The following is a 25551-nucleotide window of genomic DNA, read 5'->3' as shown; positions in this document are numbered from 1 at the left end:
CTGCCCACGCTCGGGTGCGTTGATCAGGAGCCTTCCAGCGCCCTCACCGCCGCGGTGCGTGTTCCAGTGCGCTCCGGCTGCACCGGAATCTCCACGTCGTGCTGGTCGTACAGTTTGCCGTCCTGGAAGTAGTCACCGTCGCGCAGGGCAGCAATGTCGCGAAACTGCAAACCGCGCTCGGTGCCGGCCACGATCACCGACTGCTGGTCCGAGTTTCCGGCGGTGAAATGGTTGAACACCAGATTGAGCACAATGGCCATGATCGCCGACGAGCTTATCCCCGAATGGAAGATGGTCGCGACCCAGTTGGGGAAATGATCATAAAAGTTGGGCGCGGCAATCGGAATCATGCCGAAGCCCAGTGAAGTGGCGACGATGATCAGGTTCATGTTGTTCTGATACTTGACTTTGGACAGCGTGCGAATGCCACTGGCCGCCACGGTACCGAACAACACCAGGCCGGCACCGCCCAGCACGGCGCTCGGCACGGCCGCGATCACCCGGCCCATCACCGGCATCAGCCCCAGCAGAATCAGGAACCCGCCCCCGGTGGCCACCACATAGCGACTCTTGACCCCGGTCACCGCCACCAGCCCTACGTTCTGAGCGAACGCGCTCTGGATGAACGAGCCGAAAACCGGCGCCAGCATACTCGACAGCATGTCCGCCCGCAGGCCATCACCCAGACGCCGGGAATCCACCTTGGTGTTGATGATTTCGCCCACCGCCAGGATGTCGGCCGATGTTTCCACCAGGGTCACCATGACCACAATGCACATGGACAGTATCGCCGCCACCTGAAAGCTCGGCATGCCGAAATGGAAGGCGCTGGGGAAGCCCACCCAGATCCCCTCGCCCACTCGGGAAAAGTCCGCCATGCCCAAGGCCCACGCCAACAGTGTGCCCAGCACCATCGCCATTAGAATGGACAGCCGCGACACTGCCGAACTGCCGACCTTGCTCAGCATGAGCACCAGAACCAGAGTGCACGCTGCCAGGCCGATATTGGCCGTGCTGCCAAAATCGGCGGCTTGGCTGTTGCCGCCCATGGCCCAGCGTGCGGCGACGGGCATCAACGTCAGGCCGATGGTGGTGATGACGATGCCGGTGACCAGGGGTGGGAAAAAACGCGTGATGCGCGAGAACATCGGAGTGATCAGCAACCCCATGAGGGCCGCCGCCATGACGGCACCCAACACCGTCTGGATGCCTGCCGCGCCGCCACCGCTGCTGCCGACGATCGCCCCCATGGTCGCTACCCCGGCAAAGGAGACGCCTTGCACTAACGGCAATTGACAGCCGAAAAATGGTAGGCCCAAAGTCTGCAACAGTGTCGCCAGCCCCCCGGCAAACAGTGACGCGGTGACCAGCAAACCGATCTCGGTCGGGTCCAGACCGGCGGTCTGACCAATGATCAGGGGCACGGCCACCAGCCCCCCGTACATGGTCAGAACGTGCTGCAGGCCGTAAGCCAGATTGGAGGTAACGCCCAGATTTTCATCTTCGCTGCGTTGCCGGGATGGTGCGGGAGTTTTCATGGTTGAGCAATTCCCTGTTGTTGTTGTCTGCTCAATGTATCCATTAGGTCAGATTATTGTCCATTACTTTGTATACAATCATCTTGCCAGTGTCGCAATACGCTCATGCAGTTCGCCCAGGTGCCGGGTGGCCGCCTCCCACGCCAGGCCGTCACGCAATTGCTGCTCGAAGGCACCAGACTCACGGGCCAGCGCGGTTTGCTGCATGACCAGCGCCGAGCCATGCAGACGATGGGCATGATGAATGGACTGAACACGGTCTTGGGCCAGTATCGCCGCGGCCAGCTGGGTACAGTCTTCCTCACAGCTGGCCGTGAACAATTGCCAGAGTTCTCGCCTGGGGTCGGCGGGGTCGGCCTGACCTTCGGCAGTGGGGCCGAGGCGCGCCAGGCACTGGCTCAGCTCGCGCAGGTCCAGTGGTTTGCTCAGCACCGCGTCAAAGCCACTGTCCATGCAGCGGCGCCGGTGCTGTTCGTCGGTCGCGGCGGAGATGGCAATGATCGGTACTCGCCGGCCCGCGTCGCCCTCACGGTCGCGCCAACGGCGGACCACTTCGTAGCCGTCCATGTTCGGCAGGTAGCAATCCATCAGTACGGCGCTCCAGGGCTCGGCGCCGCGAGCTTGCAAGGCCTGCTCGCCGCTGCCGACTGCCAGACAGCGATAGCCCAATTCTTCCAGTTGCAGACGGACGACCGTGCGATTGAGCGGCATGTCGTCGACCACTAATACCGTGGCGCCTGGGCGGGCGTGCAGCAGCTCAGGACGCACACCCTCATCGGCCGACAGTGGCCGGGTGCCGACCTGCGACACGTGCAATGAGACCTGAGTGCCCTCTCCCTCGACGCTCTCCAGCGTGATGCGGCCGCCCATCAAGGTGATCAGCTGTTTGCAGATGGCCAGGCCCAGCCCGGTGCCTCCGTAATGCCGGGTGGTTGAGGCATCGGCCTGGACAAAAGGCTGGAATAATGCCGATTGACGCAACGGAGCAATCCCGATGCCGCTGTCGCGTACGCTGACGCCCAGGCTCACAGTGCCCTCACCGTCAGGCTCGACGGCTAGGTGTACGCGAATGCTGCCTGTGTCGGTGAACTTGACGGCATTGGAGAGCAGGTTGCCGAGTACCTGGCGCAGGCGTGTGCCGTCGACCCATAGGGCTTGATCCACAGGGCTGGCCACCTCGACCCGGATGTCCAGGCCCTTGGCCTGAGCGCCCAGGCGATGGACGTCCACCGCTTCCATTACCAGGCGGGTGATATCCGTCGCCTCCGATTGCAGCTGCACCGCAGCGTTACCCAGACGCTCGGTTTCCAGCACCCCGTCGAGCAACTGCAAGAGGCTGCTGCCCGCCCCTTGAGCGATGCCCATCAGCTCTCGCTGGCGCCCGTCGAGTTCTGTGCGCCCGAGCAACTCGATGGAGGTCATGATGGCGTTCATCGGCGTGCGGATCTCGTGACTCATGACCGCCAGAAATCGCGACTTGTCGGCCTCGCGACGCTCCGCCAATTGCTTGAGGCGCCACGTGCGACGGGCCAGCAAGACCGCCAGGCTGAGAATGATCAACACCAGCATCAGCTCGATCTTGTAGTGGGCATATACGATGGCCCAAGTCGGGGCTGCCGCCGGTTCGCTGGCCACGGCCACCTCGGTGCCTGCGGCAAACAGCGCCAGCCCCCCTGCGCGGCGGATCATTTCCATTCATCCAGGTGGGTACGGATCTTGAACAGCTCATTGTTGTTGCGCACGCCCAGCTTGCGAAACGCCGATTGCTTCTGGGCGCTGATGGTCTTCACGCTGCGGGAAAACTTTGCCGCGATGTCGGTCACCGAGAAGCCATCCAGGCAGCAGCGCAGCACTTCGTGTTCGCGCACCGTCAGGGTGGCGGCGGTCACCCCGGGCTTGAGAAACGGGCTCGACGGGTAGCTCAGTTCGCTCTCCGCCAGTTCGAGATGCCCTTCGGCCAGGCGCGAAGCCACCGACGGATGGACGTAGATCTCGCCGCTGGCCACCTTGCGCAGGGCATCCGGCAACTCCACCGGGTCGAGCTCCTTGCCGATGAAACCCGCCGCACCGCAACGCAATGCCAGACCTACCGTGGCCGGCGTGTGCTGTGCAGAGATCACCAGCACACGCGCCCTTGGGTGGCGAATGCGCAAGGCGCGCACCAGATTCAAGCCATCAATCTCGCCAGGCTGCAGGCAGTAGTCCATCAGCACCACATCAGGAACATGGTCGCGCAGCGCCCCGAACAACGCCTGGGTGGTGGTGAAGCGGCCGACCACACGAATGTCCGAGTGGGCCGCCAGGGTCATGGAAATGCCGTCGAGAATGAACGCATGGTCGTCGAGCAGCATGGCCTCGAATGGCGATTGGATGGGCATCAGCATGGTCAAGGAGTCCTGTAGGAAGAGGCCAGGCCAGGCGGCCTTGCAATGGCGCTCACTCTAAAAACAGGACTCACAGTTAGAAATCGGAAATTTCCGAGAGTCGTGAGACTTTTGTTACAGGCGTCGTAGGACTTTTCGCAGCCGTCAGTCACCCCTCCTCTGCCGGACCCTTCTCCATCAGTGGTTCAGCGGCGGGCCGCTGCGCGGCTTCGCGAGCGTGCAACTCGGCCAAGGCAGTTTCAAGCTGATCGATGGACCGGCGATGCTGGTATTCACGGGCCAACGCCTCATCCAGGCGCGCGCGCACCTCGCCCAGTTGCCGCCACAACTCGTCACGCCCGCCTTCGACCTTGGCCAGCGATTGCGCGGCGGCGCTCAGCTGCCGGGTCTGCTCGGCGATCTCTTGCTGCCTTTCCTGGCCCTGGGTGATGGCCTGACGATTCTCCGCCAACAGGCGTTCGTTATCGCGGTTGAGCACCGTGGCCTCCTGCTGGCGAACCTGCAGGCTCTGCTGCAGCTGCCGCACTTCACCTTGCAGCTGCTGCAATTGCGATTCATGCCGGCGCAACTCCTGCTCTCGTTGCTCCTTGACCGATTGTCGGTAGTGCTCCAGCGCATCGCGGGCGTGCCGGTGTTTTTCCTCCAGCGAAGCGATGTGCTCGTCCTTGTCTTTGAGGCGGGTCTGCAGGTCGTCGCAGGCCTGGTTCAGGCGCGCACCACGGGTCTGTTCAGTCTGCAGGGCGGCGCTGCAGGCCACGCGCTCGGCCGCTTCGGCTTGCAGCGCCGCGGTCTGGATGCCATGGGCCTGTTCCAATTGCGCCAGGCGCTGGCGAGTCTGCTCGAGGTCTTGGGCGGCCGCCGCCAGCGCCTCATCGAACACCGCGCGAGCCTCGGCCACCTGTGTGGCTCCCTCCTCGCGCAGGCGGTCCGCCAGATGGCTCACCAGGTGCGTCAGTTCTTCACTGAGGGACGGCGCAACCACCGCTTGCGTGGCGGCGCGGGCCTCCAGCTCCTTGAGGTAGCGATGAATGGTGGTCTTGGAGCCGGTGTTGCCCATCTCGATGCGAACGGCATCGATGGTGGGATTGTCACCACGGGCAATGACGGCCTGGCGCGCAGCGCTGACTACGGCCTTGTTGATTCCTGCACGAGCCATGGGCTCTCCATCAATAACGTACTGTGCTACGTAGCATGTACTATTACGTACAGAATGGCAATAATCCAATCAATAATCAGAAGTTTGTATACTGTGATAATGGAGCGTTATCGAATGTGATCGCTTGTAATTGCTCTGAATCGCCCCTATACACTCCATTGACTCGCCCATTGACGCATGAGGTATCGAATGACCAGCCACACCGAAACCGCCCTCCTTGCTGGCGGCTGCTTCTGGGGCATGCAGGATCTGCTGCGGCGCTATCCCGGCGTGATCTCGTCGCGAGTGGGCTACACCGGCGGCGACGTGGCCAACGCCACCTATCGCAACCACGGCACCCACGCCGAAGCCATCGAGATCGTGTTTGACCCGCAGAAGATCAGCTATCGGCAGATCCTCGAGTTCTTCTTCCAGATCCACGACCCGAGCACGAAAAATCGTCAGGGCAATGACATCGGCCTGAGCTATCGGTCAGCGATCTATTATTTGAGTGAGGAACAGCGGGAGGTGGCCGAGAAGACCATCGACGATGTCGATGCCTCCGACTTGTGGCCGGGTGAAGTGGTCACCGAGGTGGAGCCGGCGGGAGCGTTCTGGCAGGCGGAGCCCGAGCACCAGGATTATCTGGAGCGGATACCCAACGGCTACACCTGCCATTTTGTGCGCAAGGGCTGGAAGCTGCCGTCGCGCTGAGTCAATGCCCCGTCGACAGCGCCGCTACCGACGGGATGTGGCCGTTCAAACCTGCGGCGGCCGATGCTTGAGGATTTCCTTGACCACATAGCGCGGCCGCTGCTTGGACTCCATGTAGATTCGGCCGATGTACTCTCCCAGCACACCAATGCCGATCAACTGCACGCCACCCAGGAACAGGATGGCGGTCATCAGTGATGGATAGCCCGGCACCTTGTTGCCGTACAGCCACTTGTCCACCACAGTGACTCCCGCGTAGACCAGCGAACCCAGCGACACCATCCCGCCCAGGTAACTCCACAGGCGCAACGGCACGGTGCTGAACGAGGTGATGCCTTCCAGCGCCAGGTTCCACAGCTTCCAGGCGTTGAACTTGCTGGAGCCCGCCGAACGTGCGGCGCGCTCGTAGCCGATGATGACGGTATTGAATCCGACCCAGGACAGCACGCCCTTCATGAACAGCACGTGCTCGGGCAAGGTCTTGATGGCCTCGACCACCTTGCGGTCCATCAGGCGAAAGTCGCCCACATTCGCTTCGATCTTGGTGGAGGCAATGCGGTTATGCAGGTAGTAGAACATGGCGGCAAAGCCGCGCTTGGCCAAGCCGTCGGCGGAGCGGTCGAAGCGCTTGGCCAGCACCACTTCGGCGCCTTCCTGCCAGGCGGCAATCAAGCGCGGCAAGACGTCCACCGGGTCCTGAAGGTCGACATCCATGGGGATCATGGCGTCGCCGGTGGCGTAGTCCAGCCCCGCAAACAAAGCGGGCTCCTTGCCGAAATTACGCGAGAAGGTGACGACCACCACGTGTTCGTCCTGCTCGGCCAGACGCCGCAGGATGGCGCCGCTGGCGTCCACGCTGCCATCGTTGATGAAGACGATCTCCACTTGATGCTCGGCCAGGCTCGGTTCCGAGCGCACCGCCTTGTAGAACAGCTCGATGGTCAGCGCCTCGTTGAACAGCGGCACTATCAGGGAAATGTTCATGTTCTGCGGGTCCTGAAGACAACGAAAGAAGAATAACCGAAACCCACGATCAGGCTGATGGCGGAAAAAGCCACCAACGTGACCAGCGCGTGCAACTGCATCTCGTCGCCGACATAGCCCACCAGCCAGCTGCACAGGCCCATGAAGCCGATAAACAGCACATAGCGCAGCCCGGTGGCGCTGGCCTTGAAGGTGTAGCGCGCATTGACATAGAAGGAGAAAGTGGCGGCCACGCAAAAGGCGGCCAGGTTGCTGCGTGCCTGATCCACGCCGCCGGCAAAGTGCAGCATCGAAAACACCAGCCAGTGCAGGCCGGTGTTCAGCACGCCCACGGTGGTGTATTTGGCGAAAAGTTTAAACATGAAAAAAGCCCGCAATGCATGATCGGTCCGGGCATCAATGCCCGGGCGTAGTATACGTAGGCTTGTGTCACTGTACGAAATGTATTGCGGTGGCGGCAGGAAAAGGTCAGCCGGGTATACTGCGCACTTCTTCTTCCAGCAGGCCTGATCGCCCATGAGCGCCGTCGACCGCTACCTCCAGGCGGGCACCCGGGAAAACACCCGACGCAGCTACCGTGCGGCGGTCGAACACTTCGAGGTCAAGTGGGGCGGCTTTCTGCCTGCCACCGCCGACAGCATTGCCCGCTACCTGGCCGATCACGCCGAACAGCACTCGATCAATACCCTCAAGCAACGCCTTGCCGCACTGGCCCAATGGCACATCACTCAGGGTTTTGCCGACCCGACCAAGGCCCCGGTGGTGCGTCAGGTGCTCAAGGGCATACGCAGCCTGCACCCGACCCAGGAAAAACAGGCGGCGCCGCTACTGATCACCCAGTTGCAGACGTGCGTCGATCACCTTGAGCGCCAGGCTGCAGTGGCCAGTGCCAGACACGACCTGACCGGGCTGATGCGAGCCCGACGTGATCTGGCGCTGCTGTTGATCGGCTTCTGGCGCGGTTTTCGCGCCGATGAGCTGGCGCGGTTGCGCATCGAACACGTCCAGGTCGAGGCAGGGACCGGGATGACCCTGTACCTGCCCCACAGCAAGGGCGATCGTCAGCACATGGGTACCCAGTACCGGGTGCCGGCCCTCAAGCGGTTGTGCCCGGTGCAGGCGTACCAGCAATGGCTCAGCGTGTCCGGGCTGGTCCGTGGGCCGCTGTTGCGCAAGCTGGACCGCTGGGGTCACCTGAGCGACAGCGGCCTGCACAGCAACAGCCTGGCGCCCTTGCTGCGACGCCTCTTCGAGGACGCCGGGCTGCCGGCCCAGGGGTGGTCGAGCCACTCGTTGCGACGAGGCTTTGCCACGTGGGCCACGGCCAATGGATGGGATGTCAAATCGCTGATGAGCTACGTCGGCTGGAAGGACCTGAAGTCCGCCATGCGCTACATCGACCCGGCCATGGCGTTCGGCCAGCTTGCAGCCGGCGCTCTGCCCGCTCTCCTGAGCACGGAATGATTCAACCGCAGCGGCGGCGTTTTGTGCATGAATCATTCATCGGGCGTCCGCTTTGGCCGCCATAGAGCGAAGACCTTCCTTCTTGCCCTCGCTAGCATTAGCACAGGGTCTGCTGCGTAAGAGCGCAGCGACAGCCCATTACCCATAACAACAAATCAGGGTGATGCACAGGTGAACGACGACTACGCTCCGCTCCAGCTCCATGTCCCCGAGCCCTCCGGTCGGCCGGGCTGTACCACCGACTTTTCCTACCTGCACCTCAGCGACGCCGGTGCCGTGCGCAAGCCGGCCATCGACGTCGCACCGGCCGCGACAGCCGATCTGGCCGACAGCCTTGTTCGCGTGCTGGATGCCGAGGGTCACGCCCAGGGGCCATGGGCCGACAACATCCCGCCGCAGCTGCTCCATGATGGGCTGCGGGCGATGCTGACCACGCGACTGTTCGACAGCCGCATGGTAACGGCCCAGCGCCAGAAGAAGATGTCCTTCTACATGCAAAGCCTCGGCGAAGAGGCCATCGGTAGCGCCCATGCGCTGGCCCTGAACCGCACGGACATGTGCTTCCCTACCTACCGCCAGCAGAGCATTTTGTTTGCGCGCCAGCTGCCGCTGGTGGAAATGATCTGCCAGTTGCTGTCCAACGAGCGTGATCCGCTGAAGGGCCGCCAGCTGCCTGTCATGTATTCCTCCAAGGCAATGGGCTTTTTCAGTATTTCCGGAAACCTGGCCACCCAATTCGTCCAGGCAGTCGGCTGGGCCATGGCGTCGGCGATCAAGGGCGATACGCGCATCGCATCCGGCTGGATCGGCGACGGCTCCACCGCCGAGTCGGATTTTCACACGGCCCTGACCTTCGCCCATGTCTACCGGGCGCCGGTGATCCTCAACGTGGTGAACAATCAGTGGGCCATCTCCAGCTTTCAGGGCATCGCCGGCGGCGAGGCGACCACGTTCGCGGGGCGGGGCGTGGGGTGCGGGATCGCCTCGCTACGGGTGGACGGCAATGACTTTCTGGCCGTCTACGCCGCCTCACGTTGGGCGGCAGAGCGGGCTCGACGCAATTTCGGTCCGACCTTGATCGAATGGGTCACCTACCGCGCCGGGCCGCACTCGAGCTCCGATGATCCGTCCAAGTATCGTCCGGCAGACGACTGGGCCCATTTCCCCTTGGGCGATCCGATTACCCGGCTCAAACAGCACCTCATTGCCACTGATCAGTGGTCCGAGGAGCGGCACAGCCAGCTGTCGAGCGAGATCGAGGGACAGATCATGGCGGCACAGAAGGAAGCCGAGCAGTACGGCACACTGGTCAGCGGCCAAGTGGCCAGCGCAGCGTCCATTTTCGAAGACGTCTACAAGGAGATGCCGGCGCACCTGCACACGCAGCGGCGGCAGATGGGAGGGCTGAAGCCATGAACATGCCACACGATCCCGCTGTGACTCAGACCCGAACAGCCATCATGACCATGGTCCAGGCCATTCGCTCGGCCATGGACGTGATGCTCGAGCGTGATCCCGACGTCGTGGCCTTTGGCGAAGACATCGGCTACTTCGGCGGCGTGTTTCGCTGCACCGAAGGCCTGCAGGCCAAATACGGCCGTTCACGGGTGTTCGATACGCCCATTTCCGAAAGCGGCATCGTCGGCGTCGCGGTGGGCATGGGTGCCTACGGCCTGCGCCCGGTGGCGGAAATCCAGTTTGCCGACTACGTCTACCCAGCCTACGACCAACTGGCGTCCGAAGCGGCGCGGCTGCGTCATCGCTCGGCCGGTGACTTCAGCGCCCCCATCACCGTGCGCATGCCTTGCGGCGGCGGGATCTATGGTGGCCAGACCCACAGCCAGAGCCCGGAAGCGATTTTCACCCAGGTCTGCGGCTTGCGCACGGTGATGCCGTCCAATCCCTACGACGCCAAGGGCCTGTTGATCAGTGCCATCGAAAACGACGACCCCGTGATCTTTCTCGAACCCAAGCGCCTGTACAACGGCCCGTTCGATGGTCATCACCAACGCCCCGTGACCCCCTGGGCTCAGCACCCCGCCAGTGTGGTCCCCGAAGGCTATTACCGGGTCCCGCTGGACAGCGCCGCCATTGTCCGTCCCGGCCGCGAGGTCACGGTGCTGACCTATGGCACCACGGTGCACGTGGCCCTGGCGGCAGCCGCTGAAACGCAAATCGATGCCGAAGTCATCGATTTGCGCAGCCTGTGGCCATTGGACCTGGAGACCTTGGTCAATTCGGTGCACAAGACCGGTCGCTGCGTGGTCTTGCACGAAGCCACCTTGACCTGCGGCTTCGGCGCGGAGCTGGTGGCGCTGATGCAGGAGCACTGCTTTCACGCTCTGGAGGCGCCCATCGAGCGTGTCACCGGCTGGGACACGCCCTACCCCCATGCCCAGGAATGGGCTTATTTCCCCGGACCGGCGCGAGTAGGCGCGGCACTTGTTCGCGTCATGGAGGTTTGAATGGGTACCCATGTGATCAGAATGCCGGACATCGGCGAGGGCATTGCGCAGGTCGAGCTGGTGGAATGGTTCGTCAAGGTGGGCGACCGGGTGGGTGAGGATCAGATCCTCGCCGATGTCATGACCGACAAGGCCACCGTGGAGATTCCCAGTGCGGTGGCGGGCACGGTGATTTCCCTGGGCGCTGCGCCCGGGGAAGTGATGGCGGTAGGCGCAGAGCTGATCTGCATCGAACTGGACGCAGAGGGCGAGGCCGCTGCAAGCGCCGCTCCCGCGTCGCCGCGACCGACCTCCGCAGCGGCGCCCGTGGTCATGCAGCCCGTGGCGGAGCCCACGGCAACCCCGGCGCCGTCCTCTTCCGTACGCCGCCCCCTGGCTGCACCGGCAGTCCGCAAACGAGCCTGGGATGCGGGCATCGAACTGCGCTTCGTGACCGGCACCGGCCGCCAGGGACGGGTGACTCAGGACGACCTTGAACAGTTTCTTCAGCGCTCGGCCCCTGCCTCGTTGAACGTGGGCCACGACAGCGCCGAACCAGAGCAGATCCCGGTCATCGGCCTGCGCCGCCAGATTGCCCAGCGCATGCAGGATGCCACGCGCACGGTCGCCCACTTCAGTTACGTGGAGGAGATCGACGTCACGGCGCTCGAAGCGCTACGCCGTCACTTGAACAACAAATGGACCGAATCGCGCGGGCGCCTGACTTTGTTGCCGCTGCTGGTGCGCGCGCTGGTGGTGGCCTTGCGCGAGTTCCCGCAACTCAACGCCCACTATGACGATCAGGCACAGATGATCACTCGTCACCACGCCGTGCATGTGGGTATTGCGACCCAAAGTGACACCGGCCTGATGGTACCGGTGCTGCGCGATGCGCACCGGGGCGACCTGTGGGCCAATGCCGCCGAGATCGTCAGGCTGGCCGAGGCAGCCCGCAACGGCACCGCGAGGCGCGACGAGCTCAACGGCTCGACCATCACCCTCACCAGCCTGGGCGCATTGGGCGGCATCGCCTCGACGCCGGTGATCAACCGCCCGGAAGTGGCTATCATCGGCGTGAACCGTATCGTCGAGCGGCCCGTGGTGGTCAACGGCCAGATCGTGGTGCGCAGCATGATGAACCTGAGCAGTTCGTTCGATCACCGGGTGGTGGACGGCATGGATGCGGCTCGGTTCATTCAAGCGGTGCGCGGGCTGCTGGAGCAGCCGGCGATGTTGTTTCTGGATTGATGCGCGGCAAACGTTCAGGCGGCCGGCCATGCTCCCGTAGAGCATGGCGCCGTGGGGTCACACCTCTATTTCGACACCCTGCACCGCCTCCCCGATCACCAGATAGTGCCCACCGGCGACATGGTGCAGGGTGCGCAGTTGATCGTGGCCGGTGAAATCCCAGTGGCCGTCCTTGAACACCCGGTCATCCGCCTGGGCGCTGATCACCTCGGCGAGAAACAGGTCGTGTTCGTTCTGATTGTTTGCGTCCACCAGCAGCTTGCATTCCAGCCATGCCACGCACCCTTCCAGCAAGGGCGCATCGAGCTGTTCACCGGCGAAGGTCTTCAGGTCGTAACGGCTGAACTTGTCGGTGCCCTGCTCTTCGCTCAACTGCTGGCCCGAGGTGTTGCCGACTGTCTGGACGATGTTCACTTGTGCAAGGCTGGGTACCTGCACCACGAAGGTGCCGCTGGCTTCGAGCAGGCGGCGGGTCCAGGAGGCTTTGTCCAGCACCACAGAGATCTTGGGTGGATCGAAGTCGACGCCCATGTTCCAGGCGGCGGCCATGATGTCCCGTTGGCCCTCGTGGCTGGCGCTGACCAGGATGGTCGGGCCGTGGGTGATCAGGCGGTAGCATTTGGCGAGGGGGACGGGGCGGCGGTGATGTTCGGTCATGTCAGGCGTGGTCCGCTGAAGGGTTGGCATGTTCAAGGGTTCGTTTGATTCTACCCGTTATGGCCAGTGGAACCTCCCTGCTCTGGACCGGGTCGGAAACTAAAGGCCTGATGATGGCCCGTTTATGTCGCCACCAGGAACTGCCCATGACCACGTCAAACCTTCGGCCACTGCCCGAGCAGGCGCCTGCGGTTCACATGCTGCGGATATTGACGGTCAACACCCACAAGGGCTTCAGCCCGTTGAACCGGCGTTTCGTGTTGCCCGAGTTGCGCGATGCGGTACGCACCCTCGAGGCGGACGTGGTGTTTCTCCAGGAAGTGCTCGGGGCACACCTCCAGCACGGCCGGCGCTATCCCAACTGGTCAGATGTGCCCCAGTACGAGTTTCTCGCCGACAGCATGTGGCCGGAGTTTGCCTATGGGCGCAATGCGGTGTACCCGGAAGGTGATCACGGTAATGCGCTGCTGTCCAAGTTTCCGATCATCCGCCATGAAAACCTTGACGTGTCGGTGCACGGTACCGAACAGCGTGGCCTGCTGCACTCGGTGCTGGCGGTGCCGGGCCAACCCGAAGTGCATACGGTCTGCGCCCACCTGGGCCTGCGCGAGCACCATCGGCGCCAGCAGTTGGGCCTGCTGGGCGAATTGGTCGACAGCCTGCCCGGCGATGTGCCGGTGATCGTCGCAGGGGATTTCAACGACTGGCGTCAGCGGGCAGACGGGCTGATGGCGCGCTGCGGCCTGGAGGAGGTGTTCAGCGCTGCGTTCGGCAAGCCGGCCCGCAGCTTCCCGGCGCGCTGGCCACTGCTGTGCCTGGACCGGATCTACCTGCGCAACGCCACCGCCACGGCCCCCCGGGCCTTGTCACGCAAGCCGTGGTCCCATCTGTCCGACCATGTGCCGCTCGCCGTGGAGGTGCACCTGTGAGCGCGGCCAGCCGCGATGCGCTGCCGTTTACCGAACAGTGGCGTGAGGGCAATCAGGTGCAACTGCTGATTAACGGCGAGGACTTCTTCCCCAGTGTCTTCGAGGCCATTGGCCGGGCCCGGGAAGAAGTGCTGCTGGAAACCTTCATCGTCTTCGAAGATGAGGTGGGTCGTCAGTTGCAGGCGGTGCTGGTAGCCGCCGCGCGCCGCGGGGTACGGGTGGAGATGCTGGTGGACGGCTATGGCACCGCCGACCTGAGCATGCCGTTCCTGCGTCATCTGGTGAACGCCGGGGTCCACGTCCAGGCGTTCGACCCGCAACCCAGGTTCTTGGGGATGCGCACCAACCTGTTTCGCCGCCTGCACCGCAAAGTCGTCGTGATCGACGGCGAAGTGGGCTACGTCGGCGGCATCAACTACAGCGCTGACCACCTGGCCAGCTTCGGTGCCATGGCCAAGCAGGACTACGCCGTGAAGGTCATCGGGCCGATCGTTGGCGACCTGCACCGGGCCACCCTGGCGCTGCTCGATGAGTCCAGCTCCCTGCCCCGTCCCCGAGCCCCCTGGCGTAGCCGCGCCGAGCCCATTGATGCCGACAGCGCCCAGGCCCGGGTGTTGCTGAGTATCCGTGACAACCAGGAACACACCCGTGACATCGAACAACACTATTTGCAGGCGCTGGAGAACGCCCGGGAACGGGTGATCATTGCCAACGCCTATTTCTTCCCTGGGTATCGGCTGCTGCGTGCCCTGCGCGATGCGGCGCGGCGTGGGGTCAAGATCACCCTGATTTTGCAAGGCATGCCGGACATGCCGCTGGTGAGGCTGTGTTCGCGGCTGCTCTACAACTACCTGTTGCGCGACGGCGTGCAGATCCATGAATACTGCGACCGGCCACTGCACGGCAAGGTCGCCATTGTCGACCGGGACTGGGCCACGGTGGGGTCGAGCAACCTCGACCCGCTGAGTCTGTCGCTGAACCTGGAAGCCAATCTGGTCATTCGCGATGCTGCATTCAATGAGCGCCTGTATCAACACCTCCATGGGCTGGCCAGCCACAGCTGCACGGCCATCAGCCAGCAGACTGCGCTGCGGGGCTATTGGTGGCGTGCGCCGTTGATCTTCGTGACCTTCCACTTCCTGCGCCACTTTCCGGCCTGGGTCGGTTTTATCCCGGCCCACTCGCCCAGGCTCAAGCCGTTGCTGGATGTGCAGCCAGCCTGCACGCCGGCCGGGCTGCAACTCAAAGAAGAAGAAACCCCGTGAGCCCGCGTCCGAGCCGTTGGATCTGGGCGCGAAGCGGGGTCAACCTGCTGTTTTTCGTGATGGTGCCGGTGTTTCTGTTCCTGCTGTTTCGCCACATGGATTGGCAGGAAGTGCTGCACGGTCTGCGCAGTTACAAGGCCAGCACCTTGATGCTGGGAGGTGCCATCGCCATCGCCAGTTACGGGGTGTTTGCCAGTTACGACCTGGTGTCTCGCCAGTACACCCGCCATGGCCTGCCAGCGACCCAAGTGCTGCCATTGGCAGTCGTGTGTTATGCCTTCAACCTGAACTTGAGTTCCTGGGTAGGCGGGATCGCCCTGCGCTACCGCCTGTACGGAAAACTGGGGCTGGACGGGCCGACTATCACGCGCATCCTGAGCCTGGGGCTGGTCACCAATTGGCTCGGTTACCTGCTCGTGGCCGGCACGGTCTTCGCCATGGGCCTGCCGGCGCTGCCCGACAGCGTGAAACTCGGTACGGCGGGCCTGCGGCTCATTGGCCTGGCGATGATTTTTGCAGGGCTGTTCTACCTTTTGGCCTGCGCCTTCAGCCACCGCCGCTGCTGGCAGATCCGCGGCCAGCAGATCGATCTGCCATCGTGGCGCATGGCGCTCTTGCAGGCTGGCCTCGGGGCGCTGAACTGGAGCCTGATGGCCACGCTGATCTTCGTGCTGCTGCCCGCCAAGGCAGGCTTTGCGACAGTGCTGGCGATCCTGCTGATCAGCAGTATTGCCGGGGTGGTGGCTCACATACCGGCCGGTCTGGGCGTGCTGGAAGCGATCTTTGTCGCCTTGCTGCAGGGCGCGTATTCCCGGGGCACACTGTTGGCGGCGTTGATTGCTTATCGGGCCCTGTACTTCCTGATTCCCCTGGCTGTGGCGGCGCTGATCTACCTGCTGCTGGAAAAGCGCGCAGCCCGCGTGCAGGCCTCTTCATAAGCCGCGGCTCCGCGGTGCCTGCGCGGTTTTTTCCCACCCGCATAGACGGGTTTGACCTAACGCATACGGCAGGCCCGGGCCTTATTCTCCTGCGGTGTGGCGGTTCCACCCCGGGATTGCGCGCGCAACCCGGAACGCCTGCCATGATTGACACCCGCCTCACCCTCACCCTGCCACGCTGGCTGATTGCGCTCGCATTGGGCCTCATCAGCGCAGCAGCACCCGTGTGCGCCGGGTACGCCCTGCATCGCAGTGTCCTGGAGCGGTCCCTGATCAACCGGATCGACGAAGCCGTGCAGAGGGCCATAGATGATATCGACGAGATACTGGATCAGGTCACGGCAGTACTGCCGACTGTCAGCCCTTTTGCCACCCAGGACTGCAACGCGCCGGTCATTGTGGCGCTGCAGCAGGTGGCGACACTTCACGCCTATCTTCGCTCGGTCTTCATTGCCCGCGGTGATCGCCATGTGTGCGGCAGCTTTTTCGGCCGTTCTACCCACATGCTGCAGCTGGAGCTGCCACGCTCGGGACGGTTGCTCTTGCAGACCACTGACCGACTGACCCCGACGGCCAGCTCGCTGCTCTACAGCGTTGGTCATGTACCCTACTCCGTCAACCTGACGGTGCATGCAGAACCCCTTGCCAAGCCGCTGCGCAGGTCCGGCGAAGAGGTGCATGTCCTTATGGGGGTCGGTGACACACTGCTGGACGAGAGCGGCAGGGTCTTGGACAACGACCCGTCCGAGGGTCTGCCATTGCGCCGGGTGCGACTGTCGGAGCGTCATGACTACCGCATCGTCGGCGGGGTCTCTGCCGACGAGATCCAGAACCAGCATGCTCGAGGCCTGACCTCGATCATCGGCAGCCTGTTGATGGTCGGTATTGTGGTAGGTGGTATTGTCTTTACTTGGATCTACCGCGGCCGCCGCGGCTGATCGGTCAGGACGAGGCGACGTGCAGCACCCCGCGCCGGACCTGATCGCGCTCGATGGATTCAAACAGCGCCTTGAAGTTGCCTTCCCCGAAGCCGTCATCACCTTTGCGCTGGATGAACTCGAAAAACACCGGCCCCATCAGGGTCTGGGAAAAAATCTGTAGCAACAGGCGGTGATCTTCGCCGTAGGTAGCGCCATCCAGCAAGATCCCCCGCGCCTGCAACTCGGCCACCGGCTCGCCATGGCCGGGCAGGCGCCCTTCCAGCATTTCGTAATACGTGTCCGGCGGTGCCGTCATGAACGGCAGGCCCAAGGCCTTGAGGGCATCCCAGGTCTTGATCAGGTCATCGGTGAGAAAAGCCACATGCTGAATGCCCTCCCCGTTGAACTGCATCAAGAACTCCTCGATCTGCCCCGCGCCCTTGGACGATTCTTCGTTGAGCGGGATGCGAATCAGACCATCGGGTGCCGACATGGCCTTGGAGGTCAACCCAGTGTATTCGCCCTTGATGTCGAAATAACGCGCCTCGCGAAAGTTGAACAGCCTCTCGTAGAAACCCGCCCAGTAGGCCATGCGGCCGCGATACACGTTGTGGGTCAGGTGGTCCACGACCTTGAGCCCGGCCCCCGACGGGTGACGTTCGACCCCCTCCAGGTAATTGAAGTCGATGTCGTAGATAGCACTGCCTTCGCCGTGGCGGTCGATCAGGTACAACGGTGCGCCACCGATGCCCTTGATCGCCGGCAAGCGCAATTCCATGGGGCCCGTGGGGATTTCCACCGGCTGCGCCCCCAGTTCCAGGGCGCGGCTGTAGGCTTGCTGGGCATTGAACACGCGAAAGGCCATGCCACAGACCGACGGCCCATGTTCGGCGGCAAACCAGGAGGCGAGGCTGTGGGGCTGATTGTTCAGAATCAGGTTGATGGCGCCCTGTCGATAAAGGTGCACGTCCTTGGACCGATGGCTGGCGATTCGGGTGAAGCCCATGAGCTCGAAGATCGGCTCCAGGGTCCCCGGAACCGGGGCAGCGAACTCGATGAATTCAAACCCCATGAGGCCCATGGGGTTGTCGGAGGTCTCGGTCATGATCCCGCGCTCGCTTTTTTATAGGTCTGAAATGACTCTAGAGCGAGGCGCGGGTTTTGTCGCGTGTGGCTTATGCGTCGACGTGGGCGCTGGTCGGGCGGCTGAAGCGGTAAGTGGCCACGCAGCACAGCAACAGGCCGGCCACTGCCAGCAAACCGCCGACGTTACCGACGTTGGCCACACCCATGCGCAGGCTGACCACGCTGCCCAGCAGCGCGCCGCCGCCGATGCCGATGTTATAGATGCCGGAGTGCAGCGACATCGCCACGTCGGTGGCATCGGGCGCCAAGGCCAGCACCTTGGATTGCATCACCAGGCCGAAGCACATGATGCCCATGCCCCAGACCACGCTCAGGGTGCCGAGCCACGAAACTTCCCGTGACAGCGGCAGCAGCAGCATCAGGCACAGGGCCAGGGCGGTGATCGCTGCAATCAGCAAGCCGTTGGGGAAGCGGTTGTTGTAGAGGCTGAACACCACCGAGCCGAGTACCCCGGCGCCGCCGAACAGCAGCAGGAGCAACGTGGTCATCTGGCCATCGAGGTGGGCCACGTACTGCGCAAAGGGTTCGATGTAGCTGTAGGCGGTGAACTGCGCGGTGATGACCAGCGCAGTCAGGGCGTACAAGGACATCAATGCCGGGCGTTTGAACAGAACCGGCAGGCTGCGCAGCGAACCGGAGTTCTGGCTGGGCAGCAAAGGCAAGGTCCGCGCGAGCACCAGCACGGTCACCACCGAAACGCCGGCAATGCACAGGAAGGTGGTGCGCCAGCCCAGCGCTTCACCCACCACACGGCCCAACGGAATGCCGAGGACCATGGCCAGCGAGGTGCCGGTGGCCAGCAGGCCCAGCGCCTGGACCTGCTTCCCGGCGGGTGCTACCCGGACCGCCAGGGACGCGGTAATCGACCAGAACACCGCATGGGCGACGGCGATGCCGATCCGGCTCAGCAGCAGCACGGCAAAGCTGGGCGCCATGCCCGAGACGATGTGGCTGACGATGAACATGCCGAACACAAAGACCAGCAGCTTGCGCCGCTCGATGTTGCGCGTCAGCAGCATCATCGGCAGGGACAGCAGCGAAACCACCCAGGCGTACACCGTGAGCATCAGTCCGACCTGGGCGGTGGACATCTGGAAGCTGCCGCCGATCTGGCTCAGCAGCCCGACCGGGACAAACTCGGTGGTGTTGAAGATAAAGGCCGCCAGGGCCAACGCGATAACGCTCAACCAACTTCCGGACTGGGCATTCAGGGTGGTGTTCATTTAGGGCTGTCGGGCGCTCGAGTCAATGAATAAAGGGGCGTTGTCGGAAGGTTGCCTGAAACCGGTCCCACTTGAAATTTCCACGAACAGAAGCCCCGACTGGATACATGACCAGACGGAGCTTTCAGCAAGGAGAATTATTGTGGGTATGGGCAAGCCAACAGATGGCGCCAATTATATGCCGGGGTCAGTTGTTCTACAACTGCCGTGCGAGTGCCATTTGGTCGCACCCTGACCGGATGCAAGGCCTCCCTTTGGACACGCTTCTGGCCGGCCGCTACGCTCCGATGGCTGACTTCAGGAGAACGTGTCATGGAACGTCCCATTGATCCCGCTTTGGCTCAATACGCCGCCGAACGCTCGCGCATCGAACAGCGCCGCAAGATTCTCGGCCTGCCGGCCGGCAGGCCATGGGGCCTGGCGTTGTCCGGCGGCGGCATCCGCAGCGCCACGTTCTGTCTGGGGGTGCTGCAATCAATGGCCCGCGCGCCGGCCCCCGGCGAGCCGCTGCCCGATTCGGCGCAGGAAGGCCTGCTGGCCCGCTTCGACTATCTGTCGACGGTCAGTGGTGGCGGCTACATCGGCAGCTTCTTCTCCAGCCTGTTCATCCCTGGGCGTCTGCGCGGCGTGCTTGCTGGCGAAAGCGAGACCGAACAGGCCCGTGCCCTGGCCCGGCAGGCAGCCAGGGACGCCTATGAAGCGCTTCGCTTCGAGCCCCCTGGGCGCATCAGCACCGGCATCGACTATTTCACCGAGCCCCCAGGCATGGCACCTTCTGCATGGCTGCGGGAAAACGGTCGCTACCTGACCCCCACCGGTTCCGGCGACATGTTCTATGCCGCCGCCATGACCTGGCGCAACTGGATGGCCCTGCACATGGTGATCGGCCTGCCCTTGCTGGCCGTGTTGGCGGTGCTGGTGACTCTGGACATTGCGTTGGGGGCTCGTTTTTACCTGTTGCCGCTACTGGCCTTGCTGGGTTACGCCCTGCCCTGCGCCCTCGGCTACTGGTTGATTGTCGGGCCGCGCAGCCTCGACGACCCGCCGAAGCTGAACAATCCCGCCTTCAATTATGCCTTGGTCGGCGCCTTGGTGTTGCTGGCGTGCAGTGTCGCGGCCGAGTGCCTGAGCAACCGGTCACTGGCGCTGCTGTGCGGCGCCGGTGCGGCGGTCGCTGCGGCCGCACTGGTCACCGCGGCATGGGTGACGGCCACCCTGCGCCGGCCGGGGCAGCCGCTGCAAGGCAATACCGTACGCAATTATCGTGTGGTGATCACCCGGCACTTGAGCCATGCCATGATCACTTTGGTGATTGCGGCCAGTCTGGTCCTGATGGTGTCCCTCTCCAGAACCCTTTATGACTGGCTATCGGTATCTGTCGCCGGCACCGGCGCCGGAGGGCTGGCCGTACTGGTGTGGATCGTGCGCAAGCTGGCCCTGCTCCAGGATGAAAAGCAACTGCCCGCCTGGGCCCACAAGCTGCCGCTGGACATTCTCGGGTTGATTGCAGGCACGGTCATGGCGCTGGTGACTTGCCTGGTCTGGGCCCTCGTGACCTGGTGGGTGGCGGCGGACGGTGGCGCCCTCGGCGCAGCGCCAGGCGCCTGGCTGCGTTTGTCCGGGCTGGCACTGTTCGCCGGGATCGCGACGCTGATCACCGGCCAGTTCAGCGGTTTTCTCAACAGTTCCTCGCTGCAGAGCTTCTATGCGTCGCGCCTGACCCGCGCCTATCTGGGCGCCTCCAACGGCCAGCGTTTCGACGGCGATGCCGGCCAGCGTCGTCGCTCCATGAGCGTCGCCGAGCCGCTGGCCAGCGACGACCTGAGCCTGGCCCAGTTTTATGGCACGCGTACAGCCGGCCCCTTGCACCTGATCAACGTGACCATGAATCTGACCGTCGATCCGGCCGAGCAATTGGTACAGCGCGATCGCAAAGGCAAGCCGCTGTGCCTGGCCCCCAACTGGTACCCCAGCGGTAACGCCACGCCGAGCGAAAGCTTCATCCTCGACGGCCTGCCTTATGCGCGCGGCCCCCATCGCGGCCGTCCCACCGAGATGGACCATGACCTGTCCCTGGGCCAATGGGTGGGCGTCTCGGGCGCCGCCTTCAGCACCGGGCTGGGGCGCACCACAAGCCTGGGCTTTTCGCTGGTGCTGGGCCTGGCCAACGTGCGTCTGGGCTATTGGTGGCCGAGCAATTTCAGCGAACCCGGCCGCCCCGACTGGGCGCCGCGCGAGCCGTGGCTCGCGCGCCTGCTGCCGGCCCAGACCTACCTGTTCTACGAGCTGACCGCGCATTTCCATGGCCATCGACGCAACTATCAATACCTCTCCGATGGCGGGCACTTCGAAAACACGGCGGCCTACGAGCTGGTGCGTCCCGGCCGGGACCTGGCATTGGTGGTGATCGCCGATTGCGGCTGCGATCCGGACTATCGCTTCGACGACCTGGCCAACCTGGTGCGTCTGGCGCGTATTGACCACAGCCTGGAAATCCGCGAGGACCTGGGGGTTCAGAGCATCGAGTCATTGCGCGGACTGTTTGGCAGCATCGAGAGCTTTGCCGCGCCGGCATCGCCTGACAACGGCCAGTGCGCCCTGCTGCTCAATGCCTACGCGGCTCATCAGCCCGCCGAGGCCGGCGGCGCACCGATTTGCCGGATTCTGCTGATCAAACCAAGGATCACGGCGGGGCTGGCGCCCGATGTAATGAACTACGCCCGGGACAACCCGACCTTTCCCAACCAGTCCACCGTGGATCAGTTCTTCGACGAGGCGCAGTTCGAGAGTTACCGGCAGTTGGGCCTGCACGCCGGACAGGCAATTTTTGGCAGCAACGAGGGCAATCTGGCCCTATGGCGGTACCTGGGGTTGGATGGGCAGACGGCACCACCACAGGGACGGTAGGATGGGCGCCTTGCCCACCTATTCGCGAGGCCCCCATGTCGAGCTTCTTCCCCCCGGCGCCATCCTTCGGCGCGCAACGTGCGCGTTTCCTGGCGGCGGCGCACGCCGCCGGTGCCACATTGCACCGTTACCCTCACCCGCTGCCGGGGCCGTTTGGCGAAGCACTCTGCACCGATGTCGCGGTCCTGGGCGATGCGAACGCCAGCCGGCTGCTGGTGGCGTTGAGCGGCACCCACGGCATCGAAGGCTATTACGGTTCCGACAGCCAGACCGCATGGCTCGGCGAGCTGGCCGGTCGTGAGTTGCCTGCCGACACTGCCATCGTCATGGTGCACTTGATCAATCCGTGGGGCACGGCCTGGCAGCGCCGGGTCAACGAAGACAACCTCGATCTGAACCGCAACTACCTGGACTTCAATCGTCCGTTGCCAAACAACACCGCCTACGATGACATCCACGCGATCTACACCTGCACCCAGCTCGCCGGCCCGCTACGGCAAGAGGCCGATGACCGGCTCGATGCACGCATTGCCGAGCTGGGGTGGCAAGGGGTCATGGCGATTGTCGAGGCTGGGCAATACCGCCATGCCGACGGGCTGTTCTTCGGTGGTCAACGCGCCAGCTGGTCCAACCAGACCCTGCACACCATCGCCGACACACACCTGGCCCAGGCGAAGGTGGTAATGACCTTCGATCTGCACACCGGTGCCGGTGAATACGGGCATCCCATGTTGCTGACCATCGTCCAGGCCGCCTATCCGGCGCTGCCCGCCGCGCAGCGGCTGTTCGGACCCTGGCTCTACACGCTGATCACCGGCCAGGATCAGCACAGTGAAACCGGGGTCGCCGCCACCGCCACCGGCTATACCTCTCAGGCTCTGCTGGATGCCCTGCCTGAGGTGCGGCTGATGCCTCTGGTCATCGAATGCGGCACCTACCCGGGTGCGCAGATTCATCAGGTGCTGCGCGACGACCATTGGCTGCACCTGCACGGTGATCCACTGGGTGCCACCGGGGCCGGAATAAAGCGAGCGCTGCTGGAACAGTTCTATCCCGCCGACCCGGAATGGCGGGCGGTTGCTGCGCTGCGCACGTGGCAGATCTTCGAGCGTGGGTTGGCAGGGTTGGCTTCGGTTTAAAAGCCTGGACCGCGATGCCTGCATCGCAAGCCCGCTCGGCTTTTGCGCCATGTTTGCACGGCTGGAAAACGGTGTGATCAAGGCGTATCTGCCGTCGAGTCCATTAGGCCCAATAAATCCCATATTGTGGATGGGTAAATCATATATTGAAAGATCGTTACATCTACTCTACCGTGGTTCTCAGCACACATCGCCGCAAACCATCTCGCCATAAGCACATAAAAAGAGAGGTTCACATGATCCATCCCAGCGTGGATGCCGGTCTGCACGCCAGCACCTTGAAACGCCTCAACCTCAAGTTGATACCGTTTCTGATGCTGTTGTACATGGTCGCCTATATCGACAAGTCCAACATCTCCGTGGCCGCTCTGCAGATGAATGCAGAACTGGGACTCACCGCGCGGATGTACGGCATCGGTGTCGGCCTGTTCTTCCTCACCTACATTCTCCTGGAAGTGCCCAGCAGCCTGGTCCTGACCCGGGTCGGTGCGCGGCGCTGGATTGCTCGGATCATGATCACTTGGGGTCTGGTCGCCGCCGGCATGAGCCTGGTACAGAGTGCCAACCAGCTGTATGGCATGCGCCTGCTGTTGGGGGCGGCCGAAGCCGGGTTCACCCCGGGGATTATTTATTACTTGTCACAGTGGTTTCCCCGCAGTGATCGGGCCAAGGCCATGTCGTTCTTCTATATCGGTGCGGCGCTGGCGTCGGTCATCGGCCTGCCACTGTCGGGCGCCTTCCTGCACCTGGACGGCCACTGGGGTGTCAGTGGCTGGCGCTGGCTGTTCCTGCTCGAAGGCATCCCGGCGGTAGTGCTGGGCATTGTCGTGCTGCGCTACCTGCCGGAAACCCCCGACCGCACCCATTGGTTGCAAGACGATCAGAAACAGTGGTTGAGTCGCACCCTTGCCGCCGAGCAGGCCAGCAGCCCGATTTCCCGTCACGCCGGCTGGCAAAGCGCCTTTCGCAGTCGCCAGGTCTGGCTACTGGCATTGTTCTGGCTGTTACAGGCGTTCGGCACCATCGGCATCACCCTGTTCCTGCCACTGATCGTCAAGTCGGTGTCCGGGCAGGCGTCGTTTACCGTCAGCGTGCTGTCGGCCTTGCCGTTCCTGTTCGCGTGCGTGTTCATGTTCTTCAACGGCCGCCATTCCGACCACAAGCGCGAGCGAGGCCGGCACATGGGCGTGCCGCTGATGTTGGCCGGGGTGCTGCTGGCGCTGGCGGTGGCTTCGAGCAATTCATGGCTGGCCTACGGCCTGCTGGTGGTGGCGGTCGGTTTGAACTGGGCCGCCACCCCGGTGTTTTGGGCGACCACCACCGAGTACCTGTCGGGCGCTGCGGCAGCGGCCTCCATTGCCTTGATCAATTCCATCGCCAACATTGCCGGGCTGGGCCTGCCGCCGGTGATGGGTTGGATCAAGGACGCTACCCAGAGCTACGACTATGCCCTGCTGCTGGTGGCCGGGGCGCTGCTGGCCGGGGGCGTGCTGGGCGTCTATCTGGGCCATGCGCCCCGCCAGGTTCCCGTTCAGTCACCACCGCCGGGCAGCGCCACGGCCACCGCGAGGTCGCAATGAAATCCAGGATTCTGAAAATTGCCCGTCTGCCGGCCATGCTCGATGAACAATTGCACGCCCGCTACACGGTGATCGACGCCGCCGAGGATGGCCGTGACCTGAGTCCGGCGACCGCCGATATCCGGGCCTTGGTAGCCAACGGCGAGTCCACCGTGCGCCGCGAATTGATCGCGCGCCTCCCGGCGCTGGAAGTCATTGTGGTGTTCGGCGTGGGCTATGACGGTGTCGATGTGGCTGCCGCGCGCGAGCGCGGTATCTCGGTGACCCACACCCCCGACGTGCTCACCGATGACGTCGCCGATTTCGCCATGACCCTGCTCTTGGGTATCGCCCGCAATACCCGCGTGGCCGATCGTTTTGCCCGCTCCGGGGCCTGGGTCGACGGCCCCTTCCCGTTCACCCGTAAGGTCAGCGGTGCGCGCCTGGGTATCATCGGCCTGGGTCGCATCGGCTCGGCCATTGCCCGCCGCGCCGCCGGGTTCGAGATGACCATTGCCTACACCGGGCGCCAACCGCAGGACGTCGCCTGGCCGTACTACCCCAGTGTGCTGGAACTGGCGACCGCGGTGGATTTTTTGGTGGTGGCGGTCGGCGGTGGTGCCAGTACCCATCACCTGGTGGATGCCGAGGTGCTGGCGGCGCTGGGCAAGGAGGGTTATCTGATCAATGTCGGGCGCGGCAGCGTGGTTGACGAAGCCGCCCTCGCGCAGGCCTTGGCTGAAGGCCGGCTGGCCGGCGCGGCCCTGGATGTCTTCGAGAACGAACCCCGGCCCCATCCCGGCCTGCTGGAGCTGGACAACGTACTGCTGGCGCCGCACTCGGCCAGCGGCACCTGGAGCACCCGGCGGGCAATGTCCAATCTGGTGCTGGCAAATCTGGCCGCATGGGCCGAAGGCACCCCCTTGCCCACACCCGTGCCAGATTGATCAGGAGGGT

The 25551-nt window shown here is 63.5% G+C and carries 22 protein-coding genes; 13 read left to right on the top strand and 9 right to left on the bottom strand.

All coding sequences use genetic code 11. The features are described 5' to 3' along the window. Positions 1–23: 23 nt before the first annotated feature. The 4 genes from HB675_RS22560 to HB675_RS22545 all read right to left on the bottom strand — a co-directional run bounded on the left by HB675_RS22560 (position 24) and on the right by HB675_RS22545 (position 5078). Positions 24–1538 (bottom strand): nucleobase:cation symporter-2 family protein, encoded by a 1515-nt coding sequence (locus HB675_RS22560; RefSeq protein WP_213881362.1) that lies wholly within the window; start codon positions 1536–1538, stop codon positions 24–26. Between the two features lie 78 nt (positions 1539–1616). Further along, positions 1617–3227 carry an ATP-binding protein gene (locus tag HB675_RS22555; protein ID WP_213881361.1) on the bottom strand — a complete coding sequence of 537 codons (1611 nt, stop codon included), beginning with the start codon at positions 3225–3227 and terminating at the stop codon, positions 1617–1619. Beyond that, positions 3224–3922 (bottom strand): response regulator transcription factor, encoded by a 699-nt coding sequence (locus HB675_RS22550; RefSeq protein ID WP_256737652.1) that lies wholly within the window; start codon positions 3920–3922, stop codon positions 3224–3226. The genes HB675_RS22555 and HB675_RS22550 overlap by 4 nt, the downstream gene beginning before the upstream one ends. A 148-nt stretch (positions 3923–4070) precedes the next feature. Further along, positions 4071–5078 (bottom strand): DNA-binding protein, encoded by a 1008-nt coding sequence (locus HB675_RS22545; RefSeq protein ID WP_213881360.1) that lies wholly within the window; start codon positions 5076–5078, stop codon positions 4071–4073. Between the two features lie 189 nt (positions 5079–5267). Here HB675_RS22545 and msrA point away from each other — a divergent pair, with 189 nt between their 5' ends. After that, on the top strand, positions 5268–5771 hold the full coding sequence (gene msrA, locus HB675_RS22540) for a peptide-methionine (S)-S-oxide reductase MsrA (RefSeq protein ID WP_213881359.1): 504 nt from the start codon (positions 5268–5270) through the stop codon (positions 5769–5771). Between the two features lie 45 nt (positions 5772–5816). Here the strand turns inward: msrA and HB675_RS22535 are convergent, their stop codons facing one another. Next, positions 5817–6755, bottom strand: a complete 939-nt coding sequence (locus HB675_RS22535) for a glycosyltransferase family 2 protein (protein ID WP_213881358.1) — start codon at positions 6753–6755, stop codon at positions 5817–5819. Further along, positions 6752–7117: a GtrA family protein gene (locus HB675_RS22530; RefSeq protein ID WP_213881357.1), complete on the bottom strand. Its 366-nt coding sequence runs from the start codon at positions 7115–7117 to the stop codon at positions 6752–6754. The genes HB675_RS22535 and HB675_RS22530 overlap by 4 nt, the downstream gene beginning before the upstream one ends. A 154-nt stretch (positions 7118–7271) precedes the next feature. Between HB675_RS22530 and HB675_RS22525 the strand changes: the two genes are divergently transcribed. The 4 genes from HB675_RS22525 (at position 7272) to HB675_RS22510 (ending at position 11911) form a co-directional block, all read left to right on the top strand. After that, positions 7272–8219, top strand: a complete 948-nt coding sequence (locus tag HB675_RS22525; RefSeq protein ID WP_213881356.1) for a site-specific integrase — start codon at positions 7272–7274, stop codon at positions 8217–8219. A gap of 171 nt (positions 8220–8390) precedes the next feature. Continuing rightward, positions 8391–9635: a thiamine pyrophosphate-dependent enzyme gene (locus HB675_RS22520; RefSeq protein WP_213881355.1), complete on the top strand. Its 1245-nt coding sequence runs from the start codon at positions 8391–8393 to the stop codon at positions 9633–9635. Continuing rightward, on the top strand, positions 9632–10684 hold the full coding sequence (locus HB675_RS22515; protein ID WP_213881354.1) for an alpha-ketoacid dehydrogenase subunit beta: 1053 nt from the start codon (positions 9632–9634) through the stop codon (positions 10682–10684). The genes HB675_RS22520 and HB675_RS22515 overlap by 4 nt, the downstream gene beginning before the upstream one ends. After that, complete coding sequence (locus HB675_RS22510) at positions 10685–11911, top strand: dihydrolipoamide acetyltransferase family protein (RefSeq protein WP_213881353.1); 1227 nt, start codon at positions 10685–10687, stop codon at positions 11909–11911. 57 nt (positions 11912–11968) lie between these two features. Here the strand turns inward: HB675_RS22510 and HB675_RS22505 are convergent, their stop codons facing one another. Beyond that, positions 11969–12568: a flavin reductase family protein gene (locus HB675_RS22505; RefSeq protein ID WP_213881391.1), complete on the bottom strand. Its 600-nt coding sequence runs from the start codon at positions 12566–12568 to the stop codon at positions 11969–11971. Positions 12569–12714: 146 nt separating this feature from the next. Between HB675_RS22505 and HB675_RS22500 the strand changes: the two genes are divergently transcribed. From HB675_RS22500 to HB675_RS22485, 4 genes are all read left to right on the top strand, one after another. Further along, positions 12715–13497 carry an endonuclease/exonuclease/phosphatase family protein gene (locus HB675_RS22500; RefSeq protein ID WP_213881352.1) on the top strand — a complete coding sequence of 261 codons (783 nt, stop codon included), beginning with the start codon at positions 12715–12717 and terminating at the stop codon, positions 13495–13497. Continuing rightward, entirely contained in the window at positions 13494–14762 is a 1269-nt protein-coding gene (gene clsB / locus HB675_RS22495; RefSeq protein WP_345945794.1) for a cardiolipin synthase ClsB, read from the top strand. The genes HB675_RS22500 and clsB overlap by 4 nt, the downstream gene beginning before the upstream one ends. Before the next feature lie 59 nt (positions 14763–14821). Next, on the top strand, positions 14822–15700 hold the full coding sequence (locus HB675_RS22490; RefSeq protein WP_213881389.1) for a lysylphosphatidylglycerol synthase domain-containing protein: 879 nt from the start codon (positions 14822–14824) through the stop codon (positions 15698–15700). A gap of 143 nt (positions 15701–15843) precedes the next feature. Further along, positions 15844–16638 (top strand): CSS-motif domain-containing protein, encoded by a 795-nt coding sequence (locus HB675_RS22485; protein WP_213881351.1) that lies wholly within the window; start codon positions 15844–15846, stop codon positions 16636–16638. Positions 16639–16642: 4 nt separating this feature from the next. Here the strand turns inward: HB675_RS22485 and hppD are convergent, their stop codons facing one another. After that, on the bottom strand, positions 16643–17725 hold the full coding sequence (gene hppD / locus HB675_RS22480; RefSeq protein WP_213881350.1) for a 4-hydroxyphenylpyruvate dioxygenase: 1083 nt from the start codon (positions 17723–17725) through the stop codon (positions 16643–16645). A gap of 70 nt (positions 17726–17795) precedes the next feature. Next, positions 17796–18989 carry a sugar transporter gene (locus HB675_RS22475; RefSeq protein ID WP_213881349.1) on the bottom strand — a complete coding sequence of 398 codons (1194 nt, stop codon included), beginning with the start codon at positions 18987–18989 and terminating at the stop codon, positions 17796–17798. A 312-nt stretch (positions 18990–19301) separates the two neighbouring features. Between HB675_RS22475 and HB675_RS22470 the strand changes: the two genes are divergently transcribed. The 4 genes from HB675_RS22470 to HB675_RS22455 all read left to right on the top strand — a co-directional run bounded on the left by HB675_RS22470 (position 19302) and on the right by HB675_RS22455 (position 25541). Next, the gene (locus HB675_RS22470; RefSeq protein WP_213881348.1) at positions 19302–21896 is read left to right on the top strand and encodes a hypothetical protein; all 2595 of its coding nucleotides are present in this window, start codon (positions 19302–19304) and stop codon (positions 21894–21896) included. Between the two features lie 35 nt (positions 21897–21931). Further along, positions 21932–23035 carry a DUF2817 domain-containing protein gene (locus HB675_RS22465; RefSeq protein WP_213881347.1) on the top strand — a complete coding sequence of 368 codons (1104 nt, stop codon included), beginning with the start codon at positions 21932–21934 and terminating at the stop codon, positions 23033–23035. A 236-nt stretch (positions 23036–23271) separates the two neighbouring features. Further along, entirely contained in the window at positions 23272–24615 is a 1344-nt protein-coding gene (locus HB675_RS22460) for an MFS transporter (protein ID WP_213881346.1), read from the top strand. Next, complete coding sequence (locus HB675_RS22455) at positions 24612–25541, top strand: 2-hydroxyacid dehydrogenase (protein ID WP_213881345.1); 930 nt, start codon at positions 24612–24614, stop codon at positions 25539–25541. The genes HB675_RS22460 and HB675_RS22455 overlap by 4 nt, the downstream gene beginning before the upstream one ends. Positions 25542–25551 lie beyond the last annotated feature (10 nt).

The sequence above is a fragment of the Pseudomonas sp. dw_358 genome (assembly GCF_018449655.1).
In the GTDB taxonomy this organism is placed as follows: domain Bacteria; phylum Pseudomonadota; class Gammaproteobacteria; order Pseudomonadales; family Pseudomonadaceae; genus Aquipseudomonas.
This window is presented reverse-complemented; position numbering and strand designations above follow the sequence as displayed.